Source organism: Haoranjiania flava (genome assembly GCF_025631005.1).
In the GTDB taxonomy this organism is placed as follows: Bacteria; Bacteroidota; Bacteroidia; order Chitinophagales; family Chitinophagaceae; genus Haoranjiania; species Haoranjiania flava.
The window spans coordinates 189,089-215,552 of the sequence record NZ_JAOTPL010000001.1; the positions used below are offsets into that span (position 1 = coordinate 189,089).

General features: G+C 43.7%; 21 protein-coding genes and 1 tRNA gene. 9 read left to right on the top strand and 13 right to left on the bottom strand.

Features of this window, described 5'->3' with window-relative positions:
• Positions 1-35 precede the first annotated feature (35 nt).
• Together OD355_RS00870 and OD355_RS00875 are read right to left on the bottom strand one after the other, a co-directional pair.
• Positions 36-3,260 (bottom strand): TAT-variant-translocated molybdopterin oxidoreductase, encoded by a 3,225-nt coding sequence (locus OD355_RS00870; RefSeq protein WP_263036549.1) that lies wholly within the window; start codon positions 3,258-3,260, stop codon positions 36-38.
• A gap of 44 nt (positions 3,261-3,304) precedes the next feature.
• Positions 3,305-4,561 (bottom strand): c-type cytochrome, encoded by a 1,257-nt coding sequence (locus OD355_RS00875; RefSeq protein WP_263036550.1) that lies wholly within the window; start codon positions 4,559-4,561, stop codon positions 3,305-3,307.
• Positions 4,562-5,071: 510 nt separating this feature from the next.
• Between OD355_RS00875 and purN the strand changes: the two genes are divergently transcribed.
• The gene (gene purN, locus OD355_RS00880; RefSeq protein WP_263036551.1) at positions 5,072-5,656 is read left to right on the top strand and encodes a phosphoribosylglycinamide formyltransferase; all 585 of its coding nucleotides are present in this window, start codon (positions 5,072-5,074) and stop codon (positions 5,654-5,656) included.
• On the opposite strand, the gene OD355_RS00885 is transcribed toward purN, so the two are convergent.
• Positions 5,640-6,299, bottom strand: coding sequence for a phosphatidylserine decarboxylase family protein (locus OD355_RS00885; RefSeq protein ID WP_263036552.1), 660 nt, complete (start codon positions 6,297-6,299; stop codon positions 5,640-5,642). The two genes, purN and OD355_RS00885, sit on opposite strands and share 17 nt — an antisense overlap.
• Before the next feature lie 177 nt (positions 6,300-6,476).
• On the opposite strand from OD355_RS00885, the gene lpxD reads away from it, so the two are divergent.
• The 6 genes from lpxD (at position 6,477) to OD355_RS00915 (ending at position 12,860) form a co-directional block, all read left to right on the top strand.
• Positions 6,477-7,514, top strand: coding sequence for a UDP-3-O-(3-hydroxymyristoyl)glucosamine N-acyltransferase (gene lpxD, locus OD355_RS00890; protein WP_263036553.1), 1,038 nt, complete (start codon positions 6,477-6,479; stop codon positions 7,512-7,514).
• A 64-nt stretch (positions 7,515-7,578) separates the two neighbouring features.
• A complete protein-coding gene (locus OD355_RS00895) occupies positions 7,579-8,985 on the top strand; it encodes a bifunctional UDP-3-O-[3-hydroxymyristoyl] N-acetylglucosamine deacetylase/3-hydroxyacyl-ACP dehydratase (protein WP_263036554.1) in 1,407 nt (468 codons plus the stop codon).
• Between the two features lie 52 nt (positions 8,986-9,037).
• The gene (locus OD355_RS00900; protein ID WP_263036555.1) at positions 9,038-9,931 is read left to right on the top strand and encodes a helix-turn-helix domain-containing protein; all 894 of its coding nucleotides are present in this window, start codon (positions 9,038-9,040) and stop codon (positions 9,929-9,931) included.
• A 228-nt stretch (positions 9,932-10,159) separates the two neighbouring features.
• Positions 10,160-10,612, top strand: a complete 453-nt coding sequence (locus tag OD355_RS00905; RefSeq protein ID WP_263036556.1) for an Hsp20/alpha crystallin family protein — start codon at positions 10,160-10,162, stop codon at positions 10,610-10,612.
• Between the two features lie 441 nt (positions 10,613-11,053).
• Entirely contained in the window at positions 11,054-12,556 is a 1,503-nt protein-coding gene (gene atpD / locus OD355_RS00910) for a F0F1 ATP synthase subunit beta (protein WP_263036557.1), read from the top strand.
• Positions 12,557-12,611: 55 nt separating this feature from the next.
• On the top strand, positions 12,612-12,860 hold the full coding sequence (locus OD355_RS00915) for a F0F1 ATP synthase subunit epsilon (protein WP_263036558.1): 249 nt from the start codon (positions 12,612-12,614) through the stop codon (positions 12,858-12,860).
• A gap of 651 nt (positions 12,861-13,511) precedes the next feature.
• Here the strand turns inward: OD355_RS00915 and OD355_RS00920 are convergent.
• Positions 13,512-13,583, bottom strand: a tRNA-Met gene (locus OD355_RS00920).
• Between the two features lie 150 nt (positions 13,584-13,733).
• On the opposite strand from OD355_RS00920, the gene OD355_RS00925 reads away from it, so the two are divergent.
• On the top strand, positions 13,734-14,471 hold the full coding sequence (locus tag OD355_RS00925; protein ID WP_263036559.1) for a lysophospholipid acyltransferase family protein: 738 nt from the start codon (positions 13,734-13,736) through the stop codon (positions 14,469-14,471).
• Here OD355_RS00925 and OD355_RS00930 read toward each other — a convergent pair.
• The 3 genes from OD355_RS00930 to queA all read right to left on the bottom strand — a co-directional run bounded on the left by OD355_RS00930 (position 14,468) and on the right by queA (position 17,591).
• Complete coding sequence (locus OD355_RS00930; RefSeq protein WP_263036560.1) at positions 14,468-14,848, bottom strand: GtrA family protein; 381 nt, start codon at positions 14,846-14,848, stop codon at positions 14,468-14,470. The two genes, OD355_RS00925 and OD355_RS00930, sit on opposite strands and share 4 nt — an antisense overlap.
• A gap of 29 nt (positions 14,849-14,877) precedes the next feature.
• Positions 14,878-16,458, bottom strand: a complete 1,581-nt coding sequence (locus OD355_RS00935) for a glycosyltransferase family 39 protein (RefSeq protein ID WP_263036561.1) — start codon at positions 16,456-16,458, stop codon at positions 14,878-14,880.
• A gap of 83 nt (positions 16,459-16,541) precedes the next feature.
• Entirely contained in the window at positions 16,542-17,591 is a 1,050-nt protein-coding gene (gene queA, locus OD355_RS00940; protein ID WP_263036562.1) for a tRNA preQ1(34) S-adenosylmethionine ribosyltransferase-isomerase QueA, read from the bottom strand.
• 210 nt (positions 17,592-17,801) lie between these two features.
• Between queA and OD355_RS00945 the strand changes: the two genes are divergently transcribed.
• Positions 17,802-18,299 (top strand): copper resistance protein NlpE, encoded by a 498-nt coding sequence (locus OD355_RS00945; RefSeq protein WP_263036563.1) that lies wholly within the window; start codon positions 17,802-17,804, stop codon positions 18,297-18,299.
• Here OD355_RS00945 and OD355_RS00950 read toward each other — a convergent pair.
• The 6 genes from OD355_RS00950 to fbp form a co-directional block, all read right to left on the bottom strand.
• On the bottom strand, positions 18,296-19,960 hold the full coding sequence (locus OD355_RS00950) for an ABC transporter ATP-binding protein (RefSeq protein WP_263036564.1): 1,665 nt from the start codon (positions 19,958-19,960) through the stop codon (positions 18,296-18,298). The genes OD355_RS00945 and OD355_RS00950 overlap by 4 nt on opposite strands.
• Positions 19,961-19,991: 31 nt before the next feature.
• Positions 19,992-21,839 carry an ABC transporter ATP-binding protein gene (locus OD355_RS00955; protein WP_263036565.1) on the bottom strand — a complete coding sequence of 616 codons (1,848 nt, stop codon included), beginning with the start codon at positions 21,837-21,839 and terminating at the stop codon, positions 19,992-19,994.
• 93 nt (positions 21,840-21,932) lie between these two features.
• On the bottom strand, positions 21,933-23,594 hold the full coding sequence (locus tag OD355_RS00960) for a L,D-transpeptidase family protein (RefSeq protein ID WP_263036566.1): 1,662 nt from the start codon (positions 23,592-23,594) through the stop codon (positions 21,933-21,935).
• Positions 23,595-23,713: 119 nt separating this feature from the next.
• Positions 23,714-24,415 (bottom strand): RsmE family RNA methyltransferase, encoded by a 702-nt coding sequence (locus OD355_RS00965; RefSeq protein WP_263036567.1) that lies wholly within the window; start codon positions 24,413-24,415, stop codon positions 23,714-23,716.
• Positions 24,416-24,648: 233 nt separating this feature from the next.
• Positions 24,649-25,419, bottom strand: a complete 771-nt coding sequence (locus OD355_RS00970) for an OmpA/MotB family protein (RefSeq protein ID WP_263036568.1) — start codon at positions 25,417-25,419, stop codon at positions 24,649-24,651.
• A 57-nt stretch (positions 25,420-25,476) separates the two neighbouring features.
• Positions 25,477-26,460 carry a class 1 fructose-bisphosphatase gene (gene fbp / locus OD355_RS00975; protein WP_263036569.1) on the bottom strand — a complete coding sequence of 328 codons (984 nt, stop codon included), beginning with the start codon at positions 26,458-26,460 and terminating at the stop codon, positions 25,477-25,479.
• Between the last annotated feature and the right edge of the window lie 4 nt (positions 26,461-26,464).

The following is a 26,464-nucleotide window of genomic DNA, read 5'->3' on the forward strand; positions in this document are numbered from 1 at the left end:
AGTATTTTTTATTACCTAATTAATTATTTTTCTTTTTAATGATGAGCTGCCGGCGCCGGTGTTTCATCTTTTTCTACTTCATCTGTGTTTCTCACCTTGGCCAGGTAGTTCACATTGGGCAATACGTGCAATTGCTCCAGTGAATAGAATAAACGCAGGCGGTTCTCCTTTCTCACTTTTGCAATGGAGCTCTGTGTATCGTTGATATTCCCAAAAACGATCGCGTCGCCCGGGCAGGCTTGCTGGCAGGCAGTTTTTACATCGGCTTTTTCCATGTCTGCGCCGGTGTCCAGTTTTCTGCCCTCTTTTTTAGCTTTTAATTTTCCTTCCTGCAGGCGTTGCACACAGAAAGTACATTTTTCCATTACTCCTCTTGAACGTACTGTAACATCGGGGTTCAATACCATTCTTGTTAGGCTGTCATTCATATCAAGCACAGGAGCATCTAATACACCCACTAATTTCTGGTCCTGGTTGTTTTTAAAACTATCTGCACCGTTATAATCTGCCCAATTGAAACGGCGTACTTTGTACGGGCAGTTGTTTGCGCAATACCTGGTACCTATACAACGGTTATAAGCCATCTGGTTCAAACCTTCAGAGTTGTGGTTGGTAGCATTTACCGGGCATACGTTCTCACAGGGAGCGTTATCGCAATGCTGGCACATCAATGGCTGGAACACTACTTTCGGGTTGTCGATATCACCGCTGTAATACCTGTCTATACGCAGCCAGTGCATATCATGGAACCGGGCAACCTCGCTTTTACCTACAATGGGTACGTTGTTTTCAATATTGCACGCTACTACGCAGGCGCCGCAACCGGTACAGGAGTTGGTATCTACGCTCATTCCCCAGTGGATACCGGGTTTATCGTAGTACGGGTATAGCGTACCTTGTTTTTCAAAATTTTCCAGGCCGCCCCAGGGCGCCAGTTCGTGCGCTCTTTCGTTCAATATTTTTTCAGGGCTGTGCTTAAAGGTAGCCAGCGAAAGCTCTTTCATGATCTCTCTTCTCTCGCCGCCCACTTTAGGATCGTAGCGGTCATGTGTCTGTACCTGGGCTACCTGGTAAGTTTTCCCTGTTCTTTCAATTTTTACATCGGGCTGAAGATAAGAAACCGTATTGCCTGTAAAAGAAGCCAGCGGGAAGGCATTCTTTCCATAACCGTCAGCGGCCTTACCCACATGCTTGGTTCTGCCGTAACCAACGGCTATACCTACCACATTCGGGTGAGTGCCCGGCACAATGATGAATGGCAACTCTATTGATTTTCCGTTTACGGTAAGCTTTAAAACTTCTTTTTCCGGGTTTACTTCGTAGGAGTCGGCCTGTCCTTCCTTGCTGATGTCGATATTTAGTTTTCTCCTGGCAAAATCAGGAGAAACAATGATATAGTTGTCCCATGTTGCGCGCGTGATCGGGTCTGGCATTTCCTGTAAAAAAGGATTGCTTGCTCCGCTTCCGTCGCCGATAGCTACAGACTGGTAAAGTAGAAGTTCGGTATCACCACCTTTTTTAGCCGTGCTCAATACACCTGCTGCGGTTACTGCAGAGCCACTGTTGTAGGTAGCAGGCGCAGTTCTTGTGGATGTGAATGCTGCAAGCACTGCACTTGCGGTATCTGAGTTTTTGCCATTTGCTGAAGAGTCGCTTCTGACAAGCGAAGAAGCTGTTGCTCTTCCGCCCGGGTTCAGTACACCTTCCTGTAACAGTTTGTTCCAGCCTGCATCGCCGCCTGCCCTTGCTGACCAGGTAGCTTTTACAAGGTCTGCGTAGGTAGTAGCTTCGCCGGCCCATTTCAACAGGCTGTCCTGCCACTGCCGGGTTTTGAACAATGGGTTGATGGTAGGCTGTATAAAAGAGATATGCCCTGTTTTAGGTTCGGCATCTCCCCAGCTTTCCAGGTAATTATGTGCAGGCACTACAAACTTACAAAGTTGTGTAGTCTCATCATTTTTTTCATTTAGTGCAATGGTGTTCGGCACTTTGGCAAATGCTGCTTTTACGGCTTTCTCATCATGCCACGCATAAGCAGGGTTGGCACCGTGTACAATTAAAGTTTTTACCGCGCCGGCATTCATATCGTTCAGCAACTGAACAAAATCTGCGTCAACACCTTTCTTGGTATTGTTGGTAGCGCTCCAGTCGATTGTAGAGCCGTTGGCGCCTATAGCTTCGTTGATGGCATTTACCACCAATTGCAAATTAGCATCGTTGCTGCCGCAAACAACCAATGCACGGCCTCTGTTTTCGCTCAACGCCTTAGCAGCTTTGGCAATGCCTGCACTCAATGCAGCATCTGAAATACCTGCGGCTGACTGGCCTCCGACTGCACCAAGCAATGCCTGGGCAATGGCTCCCCATTCGGAAGGACGGCAGAGAAAACGTTCGTCTGCGCTGGCGCCTGTTGTGGTTAACACACTCTCAAACTGGAAATGTTTGCTCATGGAAGGATTCTTTTCATCGATCTTCCTGTTGCGGGTGTATTGCCTGGTAAATTCTACGGGAGATATCCAGGTGCCGAGAAAATCAGCGCCTATGCTTACGATTACGTTAGCATTATCAAAACGGTAAGATGGCAATGCCCTTCTTCCGTAAGAAGCTTCATTGGCCATGAGCAGGCCGCTGTAAGAAACCGCATCGTACGTTACGTGGCGGCTGCCGGGATATTTTGCCAGGAACCTGTTGATCACTTCCTGAGAAGTAGGTGAAACGATCGTTGAGGTTAGAATGACTGCCGGTGAGGCTATTGCGCCCTGGATTGATTCGTCTATTTTAGAAAGCGTTACTTCTTTACCGCTGATGGTAGGGAAACGAAGGCGTGCTGTATTGTACAGATCCAATACGGAAGCCTGAGCCCTTGCAGAAGTGCCTCCTTTTGTAATAGGGCATAAAGTATTGCCCTCGATTTTTATGGGCCTGCCGTCGCGCACTTTGGCTACCACGCTCTCTGCATAGCCATCCTGCACAAAGGTTGTGGCATAATACATTGCTTCGCCCGGGTGCACATTCTCTGGCTTAACAGCGAAAGGGATAGCACGGTTTACAGGCGTCTCACAACTTGCGGCTATGGCGGCTGCGGCTGTGCTGAATCCTAAATATTTTAAAAAGTCTCTTCTGGGAGTAGGCGTATCCAGGATACCTTTGCTGTTGTCTTCAAAAGGCAGCTCTTCGCGAAATTCATTTTTAGCCGATTCCCTGTAAGCCTCCGAGTTATTAAACTCTCCAAAACTTTGCCAGTACTTTTTATTATCCATTTATTCGGAATTTGAAACTTTAGATTTAATTGACAATTACTTTTTTAGTAGTGACATTTCTGACATTCTATACCACCGACCATTTCCACTGTCACGCCTTTTGTTGTATCTATTTGTCCGTTCTTTAATTGTTCGTGGTATTTCTCGTACATGCTGTAGTAAGCATTTCCTTTGAAATTAACTTCTGTAGTCCTGTGGCAGTTGATACACCAGCCCATATTCAGGGTGGCAAACTGCTTCACTTCATCCATCTTATTGATCTCGCCGTGGCAGGTCTGACACTGTACGTTGCCCACCATCACGTGTTGTGAGTGGTTGAAATATACGTGGTCAGGAAGTTTGTGTATCCTTACCCAGGGGATTGGTTTTGCTTTGCTTGCATCCCAGGGCTGGCCCGGTGTGTAGCCTGCATATTGATATAATTTTTGTATCTCCTGTGTGCCGTTTACCGTATCGCCATCAGCATTATATAATTTTTCGCCCGTATATTCTGTAATGGCCAGGTGGCAGTTCATACATACATTTACAGAAGGTATCATGGCGCTCTTGCCATCCTGTGTATTGGTATGGCAGAACATACAGTTTACCTGGTTAATGCCTGCGTGCACTTTGTGTGAGAAGAAAATAGGCTGTTCGGGCTGGTAATCTTTCTTTTCCCCCAGGTTAATTGCTCCCTGCACTACCCAGAATCCGCCCAGTATGAACAGCAATATGGTAGCTAAAGCTATAAAGGATTTTTTCCTGTAGAAAGGGATATGTGATACGGGATCGCCTTCTTTGTGCTCGGCAATAACCCTGAGCTTTTTATTGAGCAGCAATAAAACAAAACCTACAATTGCCAGGAGTATGGTGATGATACCATATAATAAGGTATGGTTTGTTTCGGGTTCGGGTGCAGCAGCAGCGGCAGGTGCAGCGGCGGCAGCGGCGGGTGCAGCTTCTTCTTCCTTAATGAAGGCCAGAATGGCATCTATTTCTTCTGTAGAAAGTATACCCTGGAACGCCGTCATCGGTATTTTGTTCCATTTATTGAACATTTCTACGGCATAAGGATCTCCTTTCTGAATTACAGCAGCGCTGTTAAGTATCCAGTCGTGCAGCAGTTGCTTGTCTGCCCACCGGCTTTCAACACCTGCCAGAGCAGGGCCCGTCATGTCTTTGTGTACGTTGTGGCACGCGGCACAGTGCGTCTGGAACAGTGCCTTGCCATCCTGTGCAAATGTCCCTGTGGATATTGTTAATGCGAAAATCAGATGGAATGCTAAGAATAATTTGTTAGCAATTGTTTTATAATTACTCATACTATTTTTCAGTGTTATTTCCGGATAACGAGTTAGCTTGAATGGCAACAAAAGTATGACACTGACTTGACAAAAAGAAAAAATTTGAATAATTTTTTAACAACCGTTATTTATCATTGGAATTAGCGCTGAAAATTTAGAAAAACAGCTGTGCGAATGGGCTAATAATTGTCGTATTACGTATAGCAATGGACGGAAGGCTCTACCGGCAAGATCTAATATATTTGATAGTGATTGCGGAGAAGCAATTTCCATTGAGCGGCAATTGCTTCCAGCTCAGAGCTTTGGGCGTAGGTCGCCTTCAGGCAGGGTGGAATTTGATTTTTTCTGTGGCAATGGCAAAAGAAGCACAAATAAATTGAATCCGGAACTCACCATTCCCATTTGCCATTTATCATTTACCATTCCCTTCTTACTCACCATACACATCACCTTACAACATCCTGCCTGCTAATAAAATATTTTTCCTTGCTGTTTTAATTTCTCAAATTTGCACCAATATTTTATTGCATGCAAACCAACCTGACCATATTTGCCTCCGGAACCGGGAGCAACGCCCAAAAAATAATTGAGTATTTCAAAGCACACCCAAGCATCAGCGTGGGTTTGATTGTCTGCAACAACCCTGCTGCCGGCGTACTGGATATTGCGCGTGACAATAATATTGACACCCTTATAATAGAAAGAAACAGGTTTTTCCAAGGCGATGCATACCTGCCGGAGCTGAAAGATACAGACATCATTATTCTTGCAGGCTTCCTCTGGAAGATACCCGGCGCCCTTATCCGTGCTTTTCCGGATAAGATCATCAATATACACCCTGCTTTATTGCCAAAATACGGAGGCAAAGGCATGTATGGAAGTAATGTACATAAGGCTGTGCTGGAAAACCAGGAAAAAGAAAGTGGTATCACCATACACCTGGTAGATGAGGAGTACGACCATGGCAGGCACTTATTCCAGGCAAAATGTGCAGTGAACCGGGAAGATTGTGCAGACCGTTTAGCGCAAAGAATACACCTCCTGGAGCATAAGCATTTTGCAAAAGTAATTGAAGACTATGTAAAAGAGTTGCAGGCTACCAGCTTGCAATAACGGTAACGCCGCCCTGCACCATATCTCCAAGGCCTACTTGCAATTTGGCATCCAACGGCATCAGCAGGTCTACACGGCTGCCGAATTTTATAAAACCCATTTCCGCGGTTTGCTCTGCTTTTTTTCCAACGCCGGCATAGTTGCATATCCGCCTTGCCACAGCCCCCGCGATCTGTTTCACCAATATTTCACCGTGCCCCTCTTTTCTGATCACAATGCTATGCCGTTCATTGTCTGTGGAAGATTTCGGATCCCAGGCTACCAGGTATTTTCCTTTATGATATTGATTATAAACTACCTCGCCAGACACAGGATACCTGTTTACATGTACATTGAACGGGCTCATAAAAATACTTACCTGCAACCGCTTCGTTTTAAAATACTCATTATCCACTGCTTCTTCAATTACTACCACTTTACCATCTGCCGGCGCTATGATGTTATTTTCACCAGGTGTATGGGTTCTTTTAGGTATCCTGAAAAAAGATACAGTGAACAGGAAAAAGAAAAAAGACAGCGCAGCTACTGCCATATTAACCAGCCACAAGGTTTTTGGCAGGAAGAAAAACAATACGCCGTTGAGGATCAATAAAGCTGTAAATACTACAAAAATGGTAGTGGTTCCCTCTCTGTGAATTTTCATTTTTATATCATTGATTGATTCAGCTTACGCATAAAATTTGTTTAGGAGAAATCTTACTAAGAATTCTGATGCAAAGATACTTAGTAAAATATGGATTTGCACGAAAGTTGATAGATATTTGCTTAAAATACAACTTAAATAAAAAATAAATTCGTTACTTGCATAAAAAAATATCAGATGTTTACAGCCGAACAAATAGCTTCTATCATCAATGCCCGTATTGAGGGCGATGCGAACGCTTCGGTGAGATCTTTCAGCAGAATTGAAGATGCCAAACCCGGGGATTTGAGTTTTTTGGCCAACCCTAAATACGAAGAGTTTTTATATACGTCCAAAGCCTCGGTGATTATCATCAATCAGAATTTTGAATTGAAACAACCTGTGCCAGCTACCTTGTTAAGGGCAGCAGATCCGTATAGCTCTTTTGCCACTCTGCTTAAACTTTACCAGGAACACAAAAATAGCTTGACAATAGGGATTGAAGAAAACGCTTATGTTTCAGAAAAAGCCGAGATAGGGGAAAATGTGTATATAGGCGCTTTTGCCTACATCAGCGATGGCGTGAAAATCGGTAAAAATGCGAAAATATTTCCAGGTGTTTTCCTGGGAAAACAGGTAGAGGTAGGAGAAAATACAGAATTATTCCCCAATGTGGTAATTTATAATGAATGTAAAATAGGCAATAACTGTACAGTACATTCCGGCACCGTTATCGGTGCAGATGGGTTTGGCTTTGCTCCCCAGCAGGACGGTACATTCCAGAAAGTACCGCAGATAGGCAACGTATTGATTGAAGATAACGTGGAAATAGGCGCCAATACTACCATCGACAGGGCTACCATCGGCTCCACCACAATTAAAAGCGGCGCTAAAATAGACAACCTGGTACAGATAGCACACAACGCAGAGATCGGGCCGAATACGGTAATTGCAGCACAGGCAGGCATCAGCGGAAGCACAAAATTAGGCCGCAACATCATGATCGGCGGACAGGCAGGACTGGTAGGCCACATTCATATTGCTGATTTTGTGCGCATCAATGCACAAAGCGGAGTCTCTAAATCCATACTGGAACAGAAAAAAGCCGTAACAGGCACGCCTGCTTTTGATTACAGCGCGGCGCTCAGAAGCCAGTCTGTAGCCAGGAGGCTTCCTGAACTCGAGCAAAGAATTATAGAACTTGAAAAACTGGTGAAGTCTTTAAAAAAGCGTTAGGCTTTTTTAAAAAGGACAAATCCTGTAATTTTGCGCTTTATCATTCATTGTTAGAGAAGAAAACATGCAGGAGAATTTCAACCAGGACAAGCAGCACACCATATCATCCAGGGTTTCTATCAGCGGCGCAGGATTGCATACAGGCAAGCCTGTAGACGTAACGCTTATTCCCGCTAACCCGGGCTTTGGCATTAAATTTCAAAGAGTAGACTTGCCTTCTAAACCTGTAATCAATGCAGACTGCGACCTGGTGACAGATACCAGCCGCGGCACTACTCTGCAGGTGGGTGAAGCGCGTGTATCTACAGTAGAACATTTGCTGGCAGCCATTGTAGGTTGCGGTGTTGACAATATTCTGATAGAGATCAACGGCCCCGAAATACCTATCATGGACGGAAGCGCCATGCCATTTGTAGAATTGCTGGAAGAAGCCGGCATTGAAGAACAGGACGCAGCCAAAGTATGGTACCATATTCACGAAAATATTTTCTTTGAAGATAAAGAGAAGCGCGTAGAAATGGTAGCCATGCCCGGAGATAAATATTCCCTTACAGCGCTTATTGATTTCAACAGCCCCGTACTGGGCACCCAATTTTCCCAGATAAAGTCGCTGGATAAATTCAAAGCAGAGATTGCATCCTGCAGAACTTTCTGTTTCCTGCACGAGCTGGAAATGCTGATTGAGCACAACCTCATTAAAGGCGGCGACCTCAACAACGCAATTGTAGTGGTAGACAAACCTGTATCGGCAGATGAAATGGAGCGCCTCAGCAAATTCTTCAACAAAGAAAAAATTGAAGTAAAAAAAGAAGGCTACCTCAACAACCTGGAACTAAGATTTCCTGATGAGCCTGCACGCCATAAATTGCTGGATATGGTGGGCGACCTGGCATTGATAGGCTACCCCGTGAAAACACGCATTCTTGCCCACAGGCCCGGCCACAGCTCCAACGTAGCTTTTGCCAGGAAAATAAAACAGTATATTAAGAAAAACAAGAACATAAAAGAGGTGCCGGTGTATGACCCTACACAGCCGCCGGTCTATACCATTGAACAAATAGAACAGACACTACCGCACAGGTACCCCTTCCTGCTGATAGATAAAGTGATAGAAATGACTGATACCCATATCATCGGCATCAAGAATGTGACCGCAAACGAACAATACTTTCAAGGCCATTTTCCGGGAAACCCGGTAATGCCGGGCGTATTGCAGGTGGAAGCGCTTGCACAAACAGGCGGTATACTTTGCATTAACGCCAGCCCGAAAGGTGAGTATGATACTTATTTCTTGAAAATAGATAACTGCAAATTTAAAACTATGGTGAAGCCAGGCGATACGCTGATCCTGAAAATGGAATTGATGAGCCCGATCCGCCGGGGCATTTGCGAAATGCACGGAACGGCTTATGTCAACGGCAAAATTGCTACGGAAGCAGACATGGTAGCCCAGATTGTAAAAAGATCGTAATAATAAAATTATACTAAAAATTGGCAGATTGTTTTCTGCAATTTTGTATGGAATGGATCTGAACCAAAACTATTTTCTCTCCCAGGAATTGCTTACAGCTCAGGAACAACAAATTCCGGGCTCACTCAACTACAAGCTCATGCGCTACCGGCTGATCAACACAGACCCGGTGCAGGAGAAAGGCAGTATACATTACCATTACGATAAATCCGAAAATGCCGCCCACAAGTTTGAACTAAAATTCTGTGTGACCGGAAACCGATACTGCATTGTGCCTGACTGCAGCAATTGCCGGATAAGCGCCTACCAGGGCTGCTCAGGCGAGACGGACACCATTGATATCTTTCATTTTAATTTTTCCCCGGGTTTCCTGGCCACGTTTGTTCAGCAGCATAATAGCGATAGAAAAAACCGGGTACTCTCATTTCTTCATACAGAATCGTTTTGTGAAGAGCTGCCGGTTTGCGGCAGGAAGAAAAAATTGCTGAATGCATTGCAGGAAACTTCCTATTGCTCTGCCTTACAGAATGTGACTTTTAACTCTATTGTACAGGAACTTTTTCTGTGCTCCTGCGAGGCACTGGATGACAGCAAGCCCGCAATGTTTTCCTGTAAATTCCTGGCTGATCAATCCGGCATTGAAAAAATGTACCTTGCCCGTGAAATCCTGCTGCAGCATATTGATTCGCTGATTTCCATAAAAGAATTGAGCAGGAAAGTGGCCATTAATGAATGTTACCTGAAAAAAGGGTTTAAAGAAGTCTTCGGACTTACCATATATGATTTTTACCTGCAGCAGAAAATGGAGCATGCAAAGTTCCTGCTCTGCGAAGAGGGCATGACCGTTACCGACGTGGCTGCACTGCTGGGCTACTCCTCTATTTCTCACTTCTCCACTGCTTTTAAAAGGCAAACCGGCCTTAAACCCTGCGATTTGCTGAAATAGATTATTATAGTTGAGTTCCCATTACACAGGCTGTATTGCTTACACTTTACTGTTTTGATTCTTATCACAATCTCAAATATTCCCTTGAAAATCTGTCTATTTATCTGTCATTTTTTAAGTCTAACCGACAATTTTTCATTTAAATACCACAGAAAAACGCATGGCATGGAGGTTGATTTATACATAGTGAAAATTTAATTTATTAACCATTAAAAAAGGAGGTAATTTATGACACTTGTAAAAAGAAATGGAGGCTTATTCAATCCATTACCTACTCTTTTTGATGACTTCTTCAGCCGGGATATGTTCAATTGGGGAAATGCCAATTTCTCTGAAACGAACACAACTGTTCCAGCGGTGAACATCAAAGAAACAGGCGACCATTACGAGGTAGAAGTTGCCGCCCCGGGAATGAATAAAGAAGATTTCAAGATTGAGCTTGATGGCAACACACTTACAATCAGCTCTCAGAAAACACACCAGAAAGAGGATAATAGTGATGAAAGATATTCCCGGAGGGAATTTAGCTACCAGTCTTTCCAGAGAACTTTTACTTTGCACAAAGATGTAATGGATGTGGATAAAATAGAAGCCAGGTATGACAACGGCCTGTTGCAACTTCTGATACCTAAAAAAGAAGAAGCTAAACAGAAGCCTCCAAGAATGATTGAAATTTCATAATGAAAATTTATTAAAAAAAACCGCTCTTTCTCCGGAGGGGTTTTTTTGTTTTTAATGCACTCCCGGCTGCGCTTTATTTCTTTGTACAGGTGTTTGATTGCGTCCTTGCAACACTTCAGCGTTCTCTGCATAAAATAACCAAGTCTATATTCAACAGGAATAATTTATGCTAAGGCAAGATGTATCCTTTGAACCATAAACTTACCGGAGCTAAAAAATTGATTCTTTTCAATTGACTTTATGAGATTTTCAACCTTGCGGATATATGGTAGGACCACCTGTGGCATGCAGCTGAATTATCATCAAAAAACAAAATAATATTCTTTAAAAACCTGTCAAAAAAACTTCTTTACCCTTACCTTTGCCAATAGTGAAAAAATAATTGTATTTTTCCGCTTTATTATTCAAACTAAAGATTATCTAAATCAATTTTTTTATTTTATGGCCAACGTTGGTAAGGTAAAACAGGTGATCGGTGCGGTTGTTGACGTTCAGTTCGCCGATGCTAAAAGTCTGCCCGAAATAGCAAACTCATTGGAAATAACCAGACAAGACGGTAGTAAACTGGTGCTGGAAGTACAGCAACATCTTGGAGAAGACAGTGTACGTACAATTGCAATGGATGCCACAGAAGGTTTAGTGCGTGGCAAAGAGGTTGTAGACACCGGAAACCCTATTAAAATGCCAACAGGAGAAGGCATCAACGGCCGCCTGCTGAATGTGACCGGCGATCCCATCGATGGCTTACCTGCCATTGATAAAACAAATGGCCGTGCCATTCATGCATTGCCTCCTAAATTTGAAGACCTCAGCACGGCAACAGAAGTGTTGTTTACAGGCATTAAAGTTATTGACCTGATTGAGCCTTATGCCAAAGGTGGTAAGATCGGATTGTTTGGTGGTGCGGGTGTAGGCAAAACAGTACTTATCCAGGAATTGATCAACAATATCGCCAAAGGACACGGCGGACTTTCGGTTTTTGCAGGTGTGGGAGAGAGAACAAGAGAAGGAAATGACCTCTTGAGAGAAATGCTCGAATCAGGGATTATCACTTACGGTGAAGAATTTATGCATTCCATGGAATCCGGCGGCTGGGATCTTTCCAAAGCCGATATGGAACAAATGAAAGAATCTAAATGTACTTTTGTTTTCGGCCAGATGAATGAACCTCCGGGTGCCAGAGCCAGAGTAGCGCTTTCCGGGCTTACGGTAGCAGAATACTTCCGCGATGGAGATGGTACTGGCAAAGGCCGCGACATCTTATTTTTCGTAGACAACATTTTCCGTTTCACACAAGCCGGTTCTGAAGTATCTGCCCTTTTGGGGCGTATGCCTTCAGCAGTTGGATACCAGCCTACTTTGGCTACAGAAATGGGACTGATGCAGGAACGCATTACCTCTACCAAAAGCGGTTCCATTACCTCCGTACAAGCCGTTTACGTGCCTGCGGATGACCTTACCGACCCTGCGCCGGCAACTACGTTTGCCCACCTGGATGCCACAACGGTATTGTCCCGTAAAATTGCCGACTTAGGCATCTACCCTGCGGTTGACCCGTTGGATTCCACTTCAAGGATCCTGACTCCCGATATTGTTGGTGAAAAACATTACGAGTGTGCCAACCGTGTAAAATCTATGCTGCAGCGCTATAAAGAACTTCAAGATATTATTGCCATCCTGGGTATGGATGAGTTGAGCGATGAGGATAAATTAACGGTATCACGCGCGCGTAAAGTACAGCGTTTCCTTTCACAGCCCTTCCACGTAGCAGAAGCATTTACCGGCCTGAAAGGCGTGTTTGTAAACATTGATGAAACAATTGACGGCTTTAACTCTATCATGAACGGCGAAGTAGACGAATACCCGGAAGCAGCCTTTAACCTGGTAGGCAACCTGGACGATGCTATTGAAAAAGGCAAAAAAATGATGGAGCAGGCTAAGTAATTTAAATTCAAATTCAAACGTACAAACGCAAAATAAAAAGTAATACCACCCCACCATGCAATTGGAAATATTAACACCTGAGAAAAGACTTTACAGCGGAGAGGTATATGGTGTGCAGCTTCCCGGTGTTGACGGCTTGTTTGAACTGTTGGATAAGCACGCTGCTATTGTAAGCGCTTTGGGTGAAGGTGAAATAAAAATCCTGCCCGAAAAAGACAAGAGTGGCGACAGATACCATATTTCCGGCGGTTTCCTGGAAATGATCAACAACAAAGCCACAGTATTGGTAGAGAAAGTGCTATAAAGTTTATTATGAAATTATAAAGAACAGGCTGCCGGCATTTCGGCAGCCTGTTCTTTATACTGGCTGTGTCTCGCTAAGCATGCCATCCGGTTCTGATCTGCAACCATTCAACTATAATCTCTGCATCTACAAAGCACTATTTGAACATCCCATTTTTTTGATTTATATTTTCACTATGGGGATTGTGGGATTGTAGGATTGTGGGACTGTGGGATTGTAGGATTGTGGGATTGTGGGATTGTGGGATTGTGGGATTGTGGGATTGTGGGATTGTGGGATTGTGGGATTGTGGGATTGTGGGATTGTGGGATTGTGGGATTGTGGGATTGTGGGATTGTGGGATTGTGGGAACGCGCCTCAAGGCGCGTTCCTACCATACCCGGTATCGTCAGGCGATCTTACAATTACAATGTTTTCAATTAGGAAACAGGATTTTTAAACCCGAAATAACTTCTGAATTGATTTTCATATGTGTATAATTAATTTTTTCTGTTTGCCACATGGAATAACCAGCTTTTTAGATTCATACTCATTCACGGTTGATATAGATTCCTAATCTTTATGGTTATTTCATGTGGGAACGCGCCCCGAGGCGCGTTCCTACCATACCTGATAAAAAAACCGCCTCAGAAACTGAGACGGCTTGTTGTGTTGCGAGGGATGGGATCGAACCACCGACCTTCGGGTTATGAGCCCGACGAGCTACCGCTGCTCTACCTCGCGATATAATTAGTTGAAATTGTAATCGCTTTGTCCGTAATGGACTGCAAAGATAATAATTTTAAGCTTACCAGACAAATTATTCAAAGAACTATTTTGAAAATAAAATGTTTCTGGCCTAATAAAAGTAAATTCGCCGTTTAAATTTGTGGCGTGAAAAAAATATTTCAGATAGTATACAGCTTGTATGCAATCCTGGTTTTTGTGTTGCTGATGTTGATGGTAATAGTTTTGGTACTGATCGCATCGGTGTTTGGCAAAGACAAGGGAGGCGATATGGTGTATGTGATTTGCCGGGTGTGGGCAGCAGCCTGGTATTTGCTGATCGGGATACGGCATAAGGTTATTTATGCAGTACCCCATGATGCGCGCAGGCAATATATTTTTACAGGCAATCACCAGTCTTACCAGGATATTCCTGCGTTGTTATTAACTGTAAAGCAAAGAATGCGCGTACTTGGCAAAGCAGAGCTGGCCAAAGTGCCTGTGTTTGGGTTTATCTACAACATGGCTGCCGTACTGGTAGACAGGTCAAGCCCGGAAAACCGCGCACAAAGCGTAAAGCAATTAAAGCATGTGATCAGCCATGGCAAATCTGTCTTTATCTTTCCCGAAGGCACTTTTAATGAGAGCGATGAACCGTTGAAATCATTTTACGACGGCGCATTCCGCATAGCCATAGAAACTCAGACCAACATAAAACCGGTAATTTTCCCGGACACCGCCAGGAGAATGCATTGGAGCAGCATTTTCACCATGTCACCGGGAATAAACAGGGGTATTTACCTGCAAGAAATAGATGTACAGGGCCTTACAGCAGATGATATCAAAACACTGAAAGAGAAGGTTTACCGCATCATGGAAGCGGGCCTGTTGAAGTATAAAAACTAACTCCGGAAGGTAACGAGGTAATTGGCAAAGAAGTTCCAGATCACCACTACGCCGATGGCTATCAGCTTGGCTGCATAAAACTTCACATTCATTTTTTCTGTAAGCAAATAAATGATCAGGTTATTGATCAGCAGACCGATGACGGATACCGTGAAGAAAGAAAAAAATTCAAGTGGAATATTATCTTCATGGCTTTTAAAGGTCCACACCCGGTTGAGGATATAGTTGCTGGTTGCGGCCGTTACAAAGCCTATGCTGTTGGCAATGTATTTATTTACTTTGAGTTTTTCCTTGAATATCCAGGTAAAGCCAAAATCTACGATCATGCCTGACATACCAACAATACCGAACTTTATAAACTTAAGCAATAGATCCATGCGTAGATTTTGTGCCCGCAAAGATAACGTTAATCCGCTGATTTTTCAACCACTGGCAGCGTCAGCAGTAATTCCTTCCTGGCATCCAGCAAATGATAAATAAAAAAATACCGGGTGGTTTTACCTCCGCGTTTGGACGCCAGAACTTTGGAAAGTTTTATCCTGGAAAAATCATTGCCATACAATTCCGCCGGATCTATAAAGTAATTGGAAGATGCAATAAAATAAGCATTTTGTCCCTGCTTTATATTTTCCTTCCCCAGATTCAGCCAGGCAAATTTATGTAAGCGGTTAAGCGAACCAACCGACTTAAAAGGAATATTGTTTCCCTTGTTTACATAAAATAAAATGTGGGCTGCCGGGAACCAGTTTTCCAACAAAACAGGCGTGCCGGGCTTTATAATACCGGAACGGAGATCGGCCTTATACACTTCTTCAAAAGCTTTCCCAAAACTTCTCCAGCCGGACATATCCAATGTAAAGTCGTATTGTCCGTGTTTCTTAATGTCTTTGTTGGGATTAAGCGTACCGGGGTAAAAATTGATAGCAGCCACGCCGGCAACTAACGCCACAACAATTACAGCGGCGCTTATTTTCAATCCTGTGAAATAAAAACTTTTCCTGCGTGCAGCCACAGCATCTGCTACATACGCGGTCATTAACATCAGCGCAATAAATCCCGGGCCGCTCCAGTGCGGCAGTGTACTTCTGAATAATGATACACCCGTGGTGACTATAATGATCGGCAACGAAAACCACAGGAGCATATTACGTATGTTAGCAGGCATACCGCTTTTTTTCAAGCCGAAAAAGGCGGCGGCATACAAGATGATGTTGAGGGGGTTATTGTACAATATCTGGCCAAAAAAAGTCTGTAAAAACGAATTGATATCAACCGCAAACTGCTTTACCTCTACCCTTTCGCCATGAAACCTGAACGTAATAAAATCATACCTTATGTTCCAGAAAAGAACCGGCGACACCACAATACAGCTAATTAAAACAGCAACGTACAGGTAGGGGTTTCGCAACCATTTCCTGTCGTGAAGTAAAATATAAGCACCAAAGCCCAGCCATAAAAATATACCGTGGATCTTGCTTATGATCGTGAGCCCTGCCAGTAAGCCGAACAACAATAGCCACCTGTTGGCTCCGGGCGTTTGCGGCATTTTCACCAGTGCCAGGATGCAATACAAAGCGCCAAGCCAGAAGACTACCTGCGGCGAATCCGGCAGTATGAACAAGCCGGCGATAATACCGGTATAAACCGAAAGATTGTAGAGTATAGCTGCCATCCAGCCGGTGCGCTCATTGCGTATAAGCTTACCACAGCAATATATCAGCCAGGTAGCAATGCCTGCGCACACAATAGCTCCCAGCCGCATAGACAACTCTGAAAGCCAGTGCTGGTTTAAAGTAAAGAAGCGTATGAGCAGCCCTACCATTGGCGGGTGATCAAAATGATTCCAGTCGGGCTGCAAGGCGTAGGTATAGTAATAAACCTCGTCATTGCCCAGCTCCACCATAGCCGCAAGGATGCACCTGGCAATGAAAGTGGCGGCTATAAGCCAAAAGACTTTATGTTTATAAGATGAAGCTTGTAGGTTCATAACTTAAAAATACAAAAGGCTGGCATGCCACCAACCTTTATTTAAAAATATTATCATTGTGTTTTAGCCACCGGCAGTAAGCTTTATAAAATCAGCATTGCATCGCCGTAGGTAAAGAAACGGTATTTGTCTTTAATAGCTTTTTTATAAGCTTCCATAGCCAGGTCATAGCCTGCAAAAGCAGAAGCCATGATCAGCAGGCTGGTTTTAGGCAGGTGGAAGTTAGTCACCATGCTGTCTGCAATGTTGAATTCATAAGGCGGATGAATGAAAATATTGGTCCATCCTTCCCCCGGCTTTAGCTGCTGGGTTGCGGTGTAGCTGCTTTCCATGGCGCGCATAGTGGTTGTACCTATAGAACAGATCCTGTGGCCTTCGGCTTTAGCCTTATTTACAATATTGCAGCATTCCTGGGGTATCTGGTAGTATTCCGCATCCATTTTATGTTTGCTGAGGTCTTCTACTTCTATCGGGCGGAAAGTGCCAAGGCTGGTATGTAAAGTAAGCTCAGCAAATCGGATGCCTACGATCTCACAACGTTTGATCAGCTCGCGGCTGAAGTGCAGACCGGCGGTCGGGGCAGCTACTGCACCCTCATGCTTGGCGTATACTGTCTGGTAACGTTCTTTATCATCTTCATCGGGTTTGCGCTTGATGTATTTTGGCAAGGGTGTCTCTCCCATAAACTCCAGCATTTTCCTGAAGCTTTCTTCTGAGTCTTCCCAGAGGAAACGAATGGTACGCCCGCGGGATGTGGTGTTATCGATTACTTCAGCCACCAGTTCATCATTCTCACCAAAGTACAGTTTGTTTCCTACGCGTATTTTACGCGCGGGGTCTACGATCACGTCCCAGAGACGGTTTTGCTTGTTGAGTTCACGCAATAGGAATACCTCGATCTTTGCGCCTGTCTTTTCCTTTCTGCCATACATGCGTGCGGGAAACACTTTGGTATTATTTACTACAAACACATCCTTATCATCAAAATAATCTATGATGTCTTTGAATGTGCGGTTTTCCATATTGCCGGTTTTACGGTCTACAACCATCAGCCGGCTGTCATCACGTTTTTTGGCAGGATTCTGGGCAATAAGATTCAGGGGGAGATCGAAACGGAATTGGGTTAATTTCATTTAAATGTTCGGGGTTTGGTCTATTATAAAATTAATAATAGCCACACATGCAGTCTGTCGACGCCTTACGGGGCGACGGAATGATGTTACGGCATCATTTGAGCGTGCAAAGGTACGAATTTTTTCTGTAATGATAAAACCATCTTAACAAGGCTATATGATTATATGGAATAATATTTGCCTGTTTTAATTAAACTAAAATGTATTCGTATGATTAAAAACATTTTTTGCTTTAGTGCAGCCGCTTTACTTTTTGTAGCTTGCAATAATTCTAATGATGAAAACACTACCGACAGTGTATTGGCAGCTTCTGATACTTCCATGGCGAATGCAATACCAAACGTGGATACTGCCAACCCTGATCCGGCACACAACAGCCAGAACTCAGTTGACTGGGCAGGAACTTATTACGGCGTACTGCCTTGTGCTGATTGCCCCGGCATAGAAACTACAGTTACATTGAAAGACAACCTGACTTACATAAAAGAAACAAGGTACCAGGGAGATAAAGCCAAAGGAATGACACCCGAGAAAGAAGAAGGCAGTTTTATGTGGGATGCAGACGGGCAAAAGATTATCCTGAATGGTATTAAAGATGCCAGCAATCAATATTTTGTGGGGGAAAACGTACTGTACACACTGGATATGAACGGTAAAAGAGTTACAGGGCCCATGGAAAAAAACTATACCCTGAAGAAGAAAAATTAAAAGTTTGGCTGTGGCAATGCGTCCAACAGCATTTTAGTGTACGAAGACCGGGGATGAAAATATACATCTTCGGTCTTTCCTATTTCTTCCATATTTCCTTTGTTCATCACCACGATCCTGTCTGCCACATACTTTACCACTGCCAGGTCGTGTGAAATAAAAATAGCCGTGAAGCCCAGTTCACGCTTCAGGTCATTTAACAAATTGAGTACCTGTGCCTGCACACTTACATCCAGGGCAGACACACTTTCATCGCAGATCACAAAAGAGGGTTGCAGGGCCAGGGCGCGCGCGATCACTATTCTCTGGCGTTGCCCGCCGCTAAACTCATGCGGATAACGGTCGTAAAAAGCCGGGGGCAAGCCCACTTTATACAGCCAGTCTTTGACTACGTTTTTCACGGAAGATTTAGTGTACACTTTATTCAGCAACAAAGGTTCGGCAATAGCATCCCCGATTTTTATGCGCGGGTTTAGAGAAGAATACGGGTCCTGGAAAATGAATTGTATGTCTTTGGAACAGGTTTTTTGTTGTGCAGCAGATTTCTCAAGCAAATTTTCACCGTTAAAAAATATTTCGCCTGTGTATGGCTTTACCAGGCCAATGATAGCGCGGCCCAAGGTAGTTTTTCCGCAACCGGACCCGCCTACCAGGCCAAGAGTTTCGTTTTTGCAGACATCAAATGAGATATTATTTACGGCATTGTTGTACTGCAACACTTTGCCGGTAATACTTTTTTTAACAGGATACCGTACGCTTACATTCCTGACAGATAAAACAACCTCGTCTGATACCGGCAATGGCTGTGCCTGTTTTATATGCACTTCTTGTTCTTCCAAAAAATCTGCTACCACCGGCAGGCGCTGTGTTTTATCGTACAACTGCGGCTGGCATGCAAGCAATGCTTTGGTGTATGCGTGTTGGGGCTGTGTAAAAATATTCTTTGCTGTATCCTGCTCTACAATATTTCCTTTATACAACACGGTGATGTAGTCTGCAATTTCAGCCACCAGGTTCAGATCGTGGGAAATAAATATCACGCTCATGCCATGCGCTTCCTGCAGTTTTTTGATGAGGCTGAGGATCTCTTTCTGCACACTTACATCCAGCGCGGTTGTAGGTTCATCGCAGATAAGCAGGTCGGGATGGCAGCTCATGGCCATGGCAATCATCACACGCTGCTTTTGCCCCCCGCTGATCTCGTGCGGATAACGGTTGTAGAGTTTCTGCGGGTCAGGCAGCCGTACTTCATCAAACAACCGGATGGTGATTTTTTTCGCTGCTGCGCGCGATAATTTTCGATGCAGTATCAGCGCTTCGGCTACCTGTGCACCACAGGTAATTACCGGGTTCAGGCTGGTCATGGGCTCCTGGAAGATCATGGCAATATTATCGCCGCGAAGCTGCTGCAGCTCTTCCTTGCCCAAATCTGTAAGACGAATAATTTTTTGCTTTTTAATAAAATCTATATCACCCTGTACTGTAGCATTGCGCGGCAGCAGTCCAAGCACCGAAAGTGATGTCAGGGATTTTCCCGAGCCAGACTCACCCACTACTGCCACTACTTTGCCTTTCGGTACGTGGATGTTTACGTTGTTCAGCACTTTATTGTCTTTAAAAGAGATGCTGAGGTTTTGTATGTTAAGCAGTGTTTCGGGCATGTTCCGGTAAGATCAAAAATAATATTAAAAACTAAACTTCCGGTTGGTCTTTATTTTTTTTACTGAATACTTTTGCATCGCGGTTTTCAAGCTGCATGGTGTAAAGATTGTAGTACTTACCCTTTAGCTCCATCAGCTCATCGTGAGACCCCATTTCTTTTATTTCTCCTTTATCCAATACAATGATCTTATCCGCTTTCCTGATAGTTGAAAGACGGTGTGCAATTACAATAGATGTGCGGTCGCTGATGAGCTTATCTATGGCATGCTGTACCAGCATTTCACTTTCACTGTCAACGGAGGAAGTGGCTTCATCAAGAATAAGAATAGCGGGATCGAAAAGCAAAGCACGAATGAAAGAGATAAGCTGCCGCTGGCCCATGCTTAAAGTATTGCCTCGCTCGCGTACATTAAAATCATAATTGTCGGGCAACTGCATAATGAAGTCATGGACACCGATGATCTTGGCTACTTCTTCTACCCTTTCACGGGAAATCTTTGGATTGCGCAAAGTAACATTTTCCAGGATAGAGCCGGAGAATAAAAAAACGTCCTGCAATACAACACCCATGTTTTTGCGAAGATTCTTTACATTATAATCTTTGATGTTTACCCCATCTACCAGTATCTCTCCCTCACTGATCTCATACAACCTGTTGAGCAAACTGATGATGGAGCTTTTACCGCTTCCCGTATGGCCTACCAGCGCCACCACTTCTCCCTGCTCAATGTGAAAGCTGATGTCTTTTAAAACATAATTATCATCAACATAAGCAAAAGAAACATGCTTAAAATCAACAACGCCCTTTATTTTATCAGGGGCATAGGCATCCGGTTGCGGTGGCGGCAACGAGTCTTCATTATCCATTACCACAAACACTCTTTCGGCAGCGATCATGCCCATCTGAATGGTATTGAACTTATCGGCTATTACACGCAACGGACGGAATATCTGGTTGATGTATAAAATAAAAGATACCAGCAGGCCGGCTTCCAGTTTTTTATCGGCTACGTACCAAACCACAATGCCCACACTCACGGCGAGAATGATCTCTACCACCGGGAAAAATATTGAGTAAGCCAGGTTGGAGCGAATGTTGGCGTCCCTGTGCACTTTGTTTATATTCCTGAACTTTCTGCCTTCACTATTCTCTGCATCAAACGCCTGCACCACGCTCATGCCGGCTATATGCTCCTGCACAAAAGCATTGAGCGAAGCCACGGCATTACGTACCATGGTAAAACTTTTGTTTACGCTTTCTTTAAAAAAGTAAGTAGCCACTATCAACAAAGGGAATGGGATAAGCGCAATCAATGTAAGCCGCCAGTCAATGTAAAACATTGTAAAGAGTGTAAATACAATTGACAGCATATCGGCAATAATAGGTATAAAGCCATCTGAAAAAATATTGTTGATACTCTCAATATCATTCACAGAGCGGGTGGTAAGCGTGCCGATGGGTGTACGGTCAAACTGCCGCAGGTTTAAAGAGATGATCCTGTCGAAAATATTCTTCCGCAGATCGCGCACTACCGTCTGACCCAGCCAGGAAGTGATAAACGAAAAAGAAAAACGGAGGATAGATTCCAGGATAAGAAAACCCAGCTGAAAGACGGTGATGGTAACCAGGAACTTTGTAACATCCGTCATCTGCTCCTGTGTGAAAAATATTTTTACAAAACCCGGCAGGTCTACCATTTTACCGGTAGCCTTATCAATGGTACGCTGGATAAGTAATGGCCTCACAGGAGCAAAGAAGGCTAAGACAACAGAAAGCAGTACGCTCACGTAAAAATGCATCCTGTATGGCCTTACGTAGCTGAAAAGTCTCCTGACCAGAGAGGCGCTTATTTTTACTTTCGTTCCGTCTTTTCCCATTTGCATGGCAAAGTTAACTGATTAGCGGCTTACAGCAAAAAGACACAGGTTGCGAATATCCTGTGTCTTTTGTTAAAAAATATTTTTACCGGTTTAAATAAACAATTTGGCTTCCATTTCTTTGTCGTGGTTATAAATATCATCGCGCATCATCAGCCTGCCGTCATCTGCCACCCATGAAGTAAAATATACCAGGTATACCGGGAACTGGTATTCTTTGTTTATTTTAATATGCGTCTCCTTGGTATTTTTATGCATCATAGAGTCTATGTAGGCAGCACTGTATTTTTGAGGGTTGTACCTAAGCACCCACTGGGCAAATTTTGCCGGCTGCTCCAGCCTGATGCAGCCGTGGCTCAGGTCCCTGTTTGAGCGGTTAAAAGCCCATTTGCTTGGCGTATCATGGAAATAAATATCATAGGCATTAGGGAAAAGGAACTTTACCAAACCCAGGCTGTTCTTGGGTCCGGGCTTCTGGCGAATGGTTGGGATGCCTCCGCTGTTCCCGGTGATCTCCATATCATTCCTGGCAAGGTAATTACCATTTCTTTGCATAGCAGGCAGTATTTCTTTCTTCACTATACTTGCGGGCACCCCCCAGTAAGGCGCAAAGACCACATACTCCATGATGTCTGTAAAAATCACGGTATTGTTGGCCTGCGAACCTACTACAACGTTCATATCAAAAACTTTATTTTTATTTTCATAAACATTCAGCTTAAACTCGGGTATGTTTACCCATGCGTATGTTGGCGCCATGTCTACAGGCATCCATTTAGCACGCTCCAGGTTTATCACCAGCTTCTTTAAGATAGAATCAACCGGTGTGTTGACAGAGCGGACAAATGCCTTGTCGGGTACGCCGGTCTCATTTAATCCATACCTCTTCTGGTAAGACTTTACTGCCTGTGTAAAGGCAGAGTCATACACATTATCTACATTACCAGTATAATCGCCGAACAAAGAAAGCCTGCGTTTTACCAGCAAAATACTGGTGGAATCTGCCGGCGTCAGTTGCTTGCCTTTACTGATAGTAACGCTATCCCAGGGTTCTTCTTTAAATTTTTTATACCTGATCAGCTGTTCCTGCAGTTTGCCATAAATAGGATTCATAAACAATTTCTCTGCATTCAGGTTCTTTGCTTTCACGGTAGAGTCAAACAGCACATTGATATCAACCTTCTTTTTAGGGATAAACCAGCCAAGTTTTTCTGCATCTATTTTTCCTTCGTAAGTACTTTGTGCAAATTTAAAGAACTGGCCGGTGAGCCTCAGCTCGGCTTCGAGCACATTTTTTTCAGAGCGTTTTGTACTGTCAACATCAATATTTTTCATCTTTTCAAACATGGTGAACAGCTTTTTATCTCTCAGTGTAGAATCTTTGTGCAAGGCTTCGTTGTTGTTAAGCACATTGATAAAATTGCTTGCCTGCTCAATCATGCCGGTACTGTCAAACCAGGCATACTGGAAATTTCTGGTACGGTAAAAAGCGATCATGTCTGAAACGAACGGCTCAACTTCAGGATTATCAAGCATGAACTGCTTTACGTCTGCACTGTCCAGGAACAAAGTGTTGTAAGCTGTTGTGGAATCAATAGAGCGGTCGATCGGGATAGTATCTGCGCCTTTGAATTTATCTTTTATACTTGCAATAATTTCTTCGGGGGTTAATTGCTTATTTTTGTTTTTACAGGATACTATGGAAAATGAAGTTATCACTACCAACAATAAAAACCATACATTTAATTTCCTCATACTTTTTCAAAAACTTTTTATGTGTTAACGCTTATGTTTTGTCACAGCTTATCAGCTATGGAATGAATAAATTGCTTCACAGGATACAGGTTTCATGCAGCCAACGGCTTTACACTTTATTACAAACTCAGCAGCACTGCACTATACATGGCAGCCGTTTCGGTTCTTAATCTTGTTTCGCCTAATGACACCGGCTGAAAACCTGCATTCAATGCGGCATCAATTTCTGCGGGGGAAAAATCTCCTTCAGGTCCTATCAGCATCAGTGCATTTTCTTTTAACGGACAAAACCCATATAACAATTTCTTTGCCGAACTTTCGCAATGAGCGATAAATTTATTTTCGCTACCTGGCTGATTAATAAACGAGTTGAACTGAACCAGATCCGCTAACTGTGCACGGTAAGCCTGCCTGCTCTGGAGCATGGCAGAAATCAAAATATTTTCAAGCCTGTCTTTCCTGAATTGGTGCTTCTCTGTGCGGTCGCAGATCAATGGTGTAATGGTGTGTACGCCGATCTCAGCCGCTTTTTCCAGGAACCACTCAAAGCGGCCGGGATTTTTTAATAAAGAAACAGCAATATGTACCTGCTTTGCTGGGGGCGCCTGCTGCGTGGTTTCCCATACGCTTACCACTGTGTTTTTTTTATTCACCACCTCTAAAACCACGGTGGCTATTAGCCCATACCCGTTCACCAGCTGAATTTTATCGCCCTCCCGCATGCGCAAAACCTGCGCGCAATGGCGGCTGGTGTTTTCAGATAAAATAAATTGTGTACCGGATGCTGTTACGGATGGTTCATAAAAAAATGGTAGCTGCATGATGTGAAAATGATTTGCGGCAAAAATACATTAATGATCAGAATGAGACAGCAAACCACTTTGATCAATAAATGAACAGTTATAAGCGTACAATTATTTGTATTTTTCTTTTTAGAAATGAAGTTAAAGAGCTGGAAAACTCTGGAAAAAAGGGATAAGAATTAGAACATATCGCTTCAATTGGATATCATAAAAAAGCTGCCCGTAATTTTATAAGAGCAGCTTTTGGTTTTTTATTGCTGTAAGAGCTTATAAAGTTCATCAAGATTGGGTGTGAGGATAATTTCCGTTCTACGGTTTAGCGCCCTGCCCTCGTCTGTGCTGTTAGAAGCTACAGGATTGTATTCGCTATGGCCTGAAGCTATTACGCTGCGCGGGTTTACATTGTATTTCTGTGTAAGCACCCTTACGATTGACAAAGCACGCTCGGTGCTGAGCTCCCAGTTGTCTTTGTATCTTTTGCTGATGGGAATAGAATCCGTGTGGCCTTCCACGTCAATGGAGATATCAGGGTTCAGGTTCAACACGGCAGCCAGTTTTGACAATGCATCAACGCCCTTTTGGTTAAGCACCGCGCTGCCTGAAGGGAACAGAAGATTTTCCTGCATACTTACATACACTTTTCCGTTTTTTTGTGTTACCGTCAATTCATCGGAACTAAATCCTGCTAAGGCATCTGTCATTTTTTTGCGTATCTCTTCAGACTTTGCCTTCTGTGCTTCCAGCAAAGCATTCAGCTGTTGCAATCTTTGCTGCTGCGCCAGCAACACTTTCTGAGTGCTTTCCAGCTCGGAAGATTTATCTGCATTATTCATTGATAAAGATCTGACCTGGTTTTGCAGTTCTTCCACCTTCAGCCGAAGATTATTCCTTTCGTCTGTAAGCCTTGAACTGTCTGCTCTTAAATAAGATATCTGCCGTTCAGCTTCTATCAGGTGTCTTTTAGGTACACATCCTGTGTTAGCAAGTACTACAGCTGCCAACAAGAAAACATATTTATACATAAAGTAGGTTTTTAGTTCAACATATTTAAAACAAATAATATACCACTCTGTACGAACTTACTGGTCCTTACCACTACTGATGATCATATCGCGCGAACCTGCAAAAAACGGCGTAGTCTGGTGAATATGCTTTGGCTGAATATCCAGTATGCGCTGGTCGCCGTCAGAAGCCGCACCACCGGCGAGTTCGGTAATAAAAGCCATGGGGTTGCACTCATACATCAGTCTGAGTTTGCCGTGGGGCCTGCCTTTCACATCGGGGTAGAGAAATACGCCCCCTTTAAGCAGGTTACGATGAATATCAGCTACCATACAGCCGGCATAACGGAAGGACAGCGGGCTAGCTGCAAGATCATTATTGCCCTGCAGGCTGTCATCAATATATTTTCTTACAGAATCATTCACTGCATGATAATATTTGAAATCAAATGAAAAGTTTTTCCCCTTTTTAGGTATCCTAATGTTTTTGTGGCTCAGGTAAAATTCCCCGATATCACTATCCAGCGTAAAGCCGTGCACGCCGCGGCGTGTAGCATAAATAAGCATCGTATAAGCGCCGTAAATAATGTAGCCGGCCGCTATCTGTTCAGACCCTCTCTGTAAAAAATCTTTTTTGGTGCATGGAGTTCCGGTTTCAGTTACTCTTTTATAAATACTGAAAATAGTACCGATAGTTACATCAATATTCCCAGATCCATCCAGCGGATCGAACATCACTACATATTTTGAACGGTTGCTCCTGGCGTCATCAAACACCACAATATCATTATTTTCCTCGGAAGCCACGCCGGCGCAGAACACGCCTTTCTGCAAGGCTTTTATAAAAATATCATCAGCGATCATATCCAGCTTTTGCACCTGCTCGCCAAATGTATTGGTAGTGCCAAGCGAACTGTTTACACCCAGCAGCCCCGATTTTCTTACGGCAGCATTTACCATCTTCCCTGCAAGACCTATACACTGCAGCAGCCCTGACAATTCGCCCGTAGCATGCGGCACTTCTCTCAATTGCTGTATAGTAAACTCATCCAGTGTGATCATTGTT

Bases quoted from the DNA above. Each gene is read 5' to 3' on its own strand.
- OD355_RS00870 (WP_263036549.1), bottom strand. From the start codon at position 3,260: ATGGATAATAAAAAGTACTGGCAAAGTTTTGGAGAGTTTAATAACTCG.
- OD355_RS00875 (WP_263036550.1), bottom strand. From the start codon at position 4,561: ATGAGTAATTATAAAACAATTGCTAACAAATTATTCTTAGCATTCCAT.
- purN (WP_263036551.1), top strand. From the start codon at position 5,072: ATGCAAACCAACCTGACCATATTTGCCTCCGGAACCGGGAGCAACGCC.
- OD355_RS00885 (WP_263036552.1), bottom strand. From the start codon at position 6,299: ATGAAAATTCACAGAGAGGGAACCACTACCATTTTTGTAGTATTTACA.
- lpxD (WP_263036553.1), top strand. From the start codon at position 6,477: ATGTTTACAGCCGAACAAATAGCTTCTATCATCAATGCCCGTATTGAG.
- OD355_RS00895 (WP_263036554.1), top strand. From the start codon at position 7,579: ATGCAGGAGAATTTCAACCAGGACAAGCAGCACACCATATCATCCAGG.
- OD355_RS00900 (WP_263036555.1), top strand. From the start codon at position 9,038: ATGGATCTGAACCAAAACTATTTTCTCTCCCAGGAATTGCTTACAGCT.
- OD355_RS00905 (WP_263036556.1), top strand. From the start codon at position 10,160: ATGACACTTGTAAAAAGAAATGGAGGCTTATTCAATCCATTACCTACT.
- atpD (WP_263036557.1), top strand. From the start codon at position 11,054: ATGGCCAACGTTGGTAAGGTAAAACAGGTGATCGGTGCGGTTGTTGAC.
- OD355_RS00915 (WP_263036558.1), top strand. From the start codon at position 12,612: ATGCAATTGGAAATATTAACACCTGAGAAAAGACTTTACAGCGGAGAG.
- OD355_RS00930 (WP_263036560.1), bottom strand. From the start codon at position 14,848: ATGGATCTATTGCTTAAGTTTATAAAGTTCGGTATTGTTGGTATGTCA.
- OD355_RS00935 (WP_263036561.1), bottom strand. From the start codon at position 16,458: ATGAACCTACAAGCTTCATCTTATAAACATAAAGTCTTTTGGCTTATA.
- queA (WP_263036562.1), bottom strand. From the start codon at position 17,591: ATGAAATTAACCCAATTCCGTTTCGATCTCCCCCTGAATCTTATTGCC.
- OD355_RS00945 (WP_263036563.1), top strand. From the start codon at position 17,802: ATGATTAAAAACATTTTTTGCTTTAGTGCAGCCGCTTTACTTTTTGTA.
- OD355_RS00950 (WP_263036564.1), bottom strand. From the start codon at position 19,960: ATGCCCGAAACACTGCTTAACATACAAAACCTCAGCATCTCTTTTAAA.
- OD355_RS00955 (WP_263036565.1), bottom strand. From the start codon at position 21,839: ATGGGAAAAGACGGAACGAAAGTAAAAATAAGCGCCTCTCTGGTCAGG.
- OD355_RS00960 (WP_263036566.1), bottom strand. From the start codon at position 23,594: ATGAGGAAATTAAATGTATGGTTTTTATTGTTGGTAGTGATAACTTCA.
- OD355_RS00965 (WP_263036567.1), bottom strand. From the start codon at position 24,415: ATGCAGCTACCATTTTTTTATGAACCATCCGTAACAGCATCCGGTACA.
- OD355_RS00970 (WP_263036568.1), bottom strand. From the start codon at position 25,419: ATGTATAAATATGTTTTCTTGTTGGCAGCTGTAGTACTTGCTAACACA.
- fbp (WP_263036569.1), bottom strand. From the start codon at position 26,460: ATGATCACACTGGATGAGTTTACTATACAGCAATTGAGAGAAGTGCCG.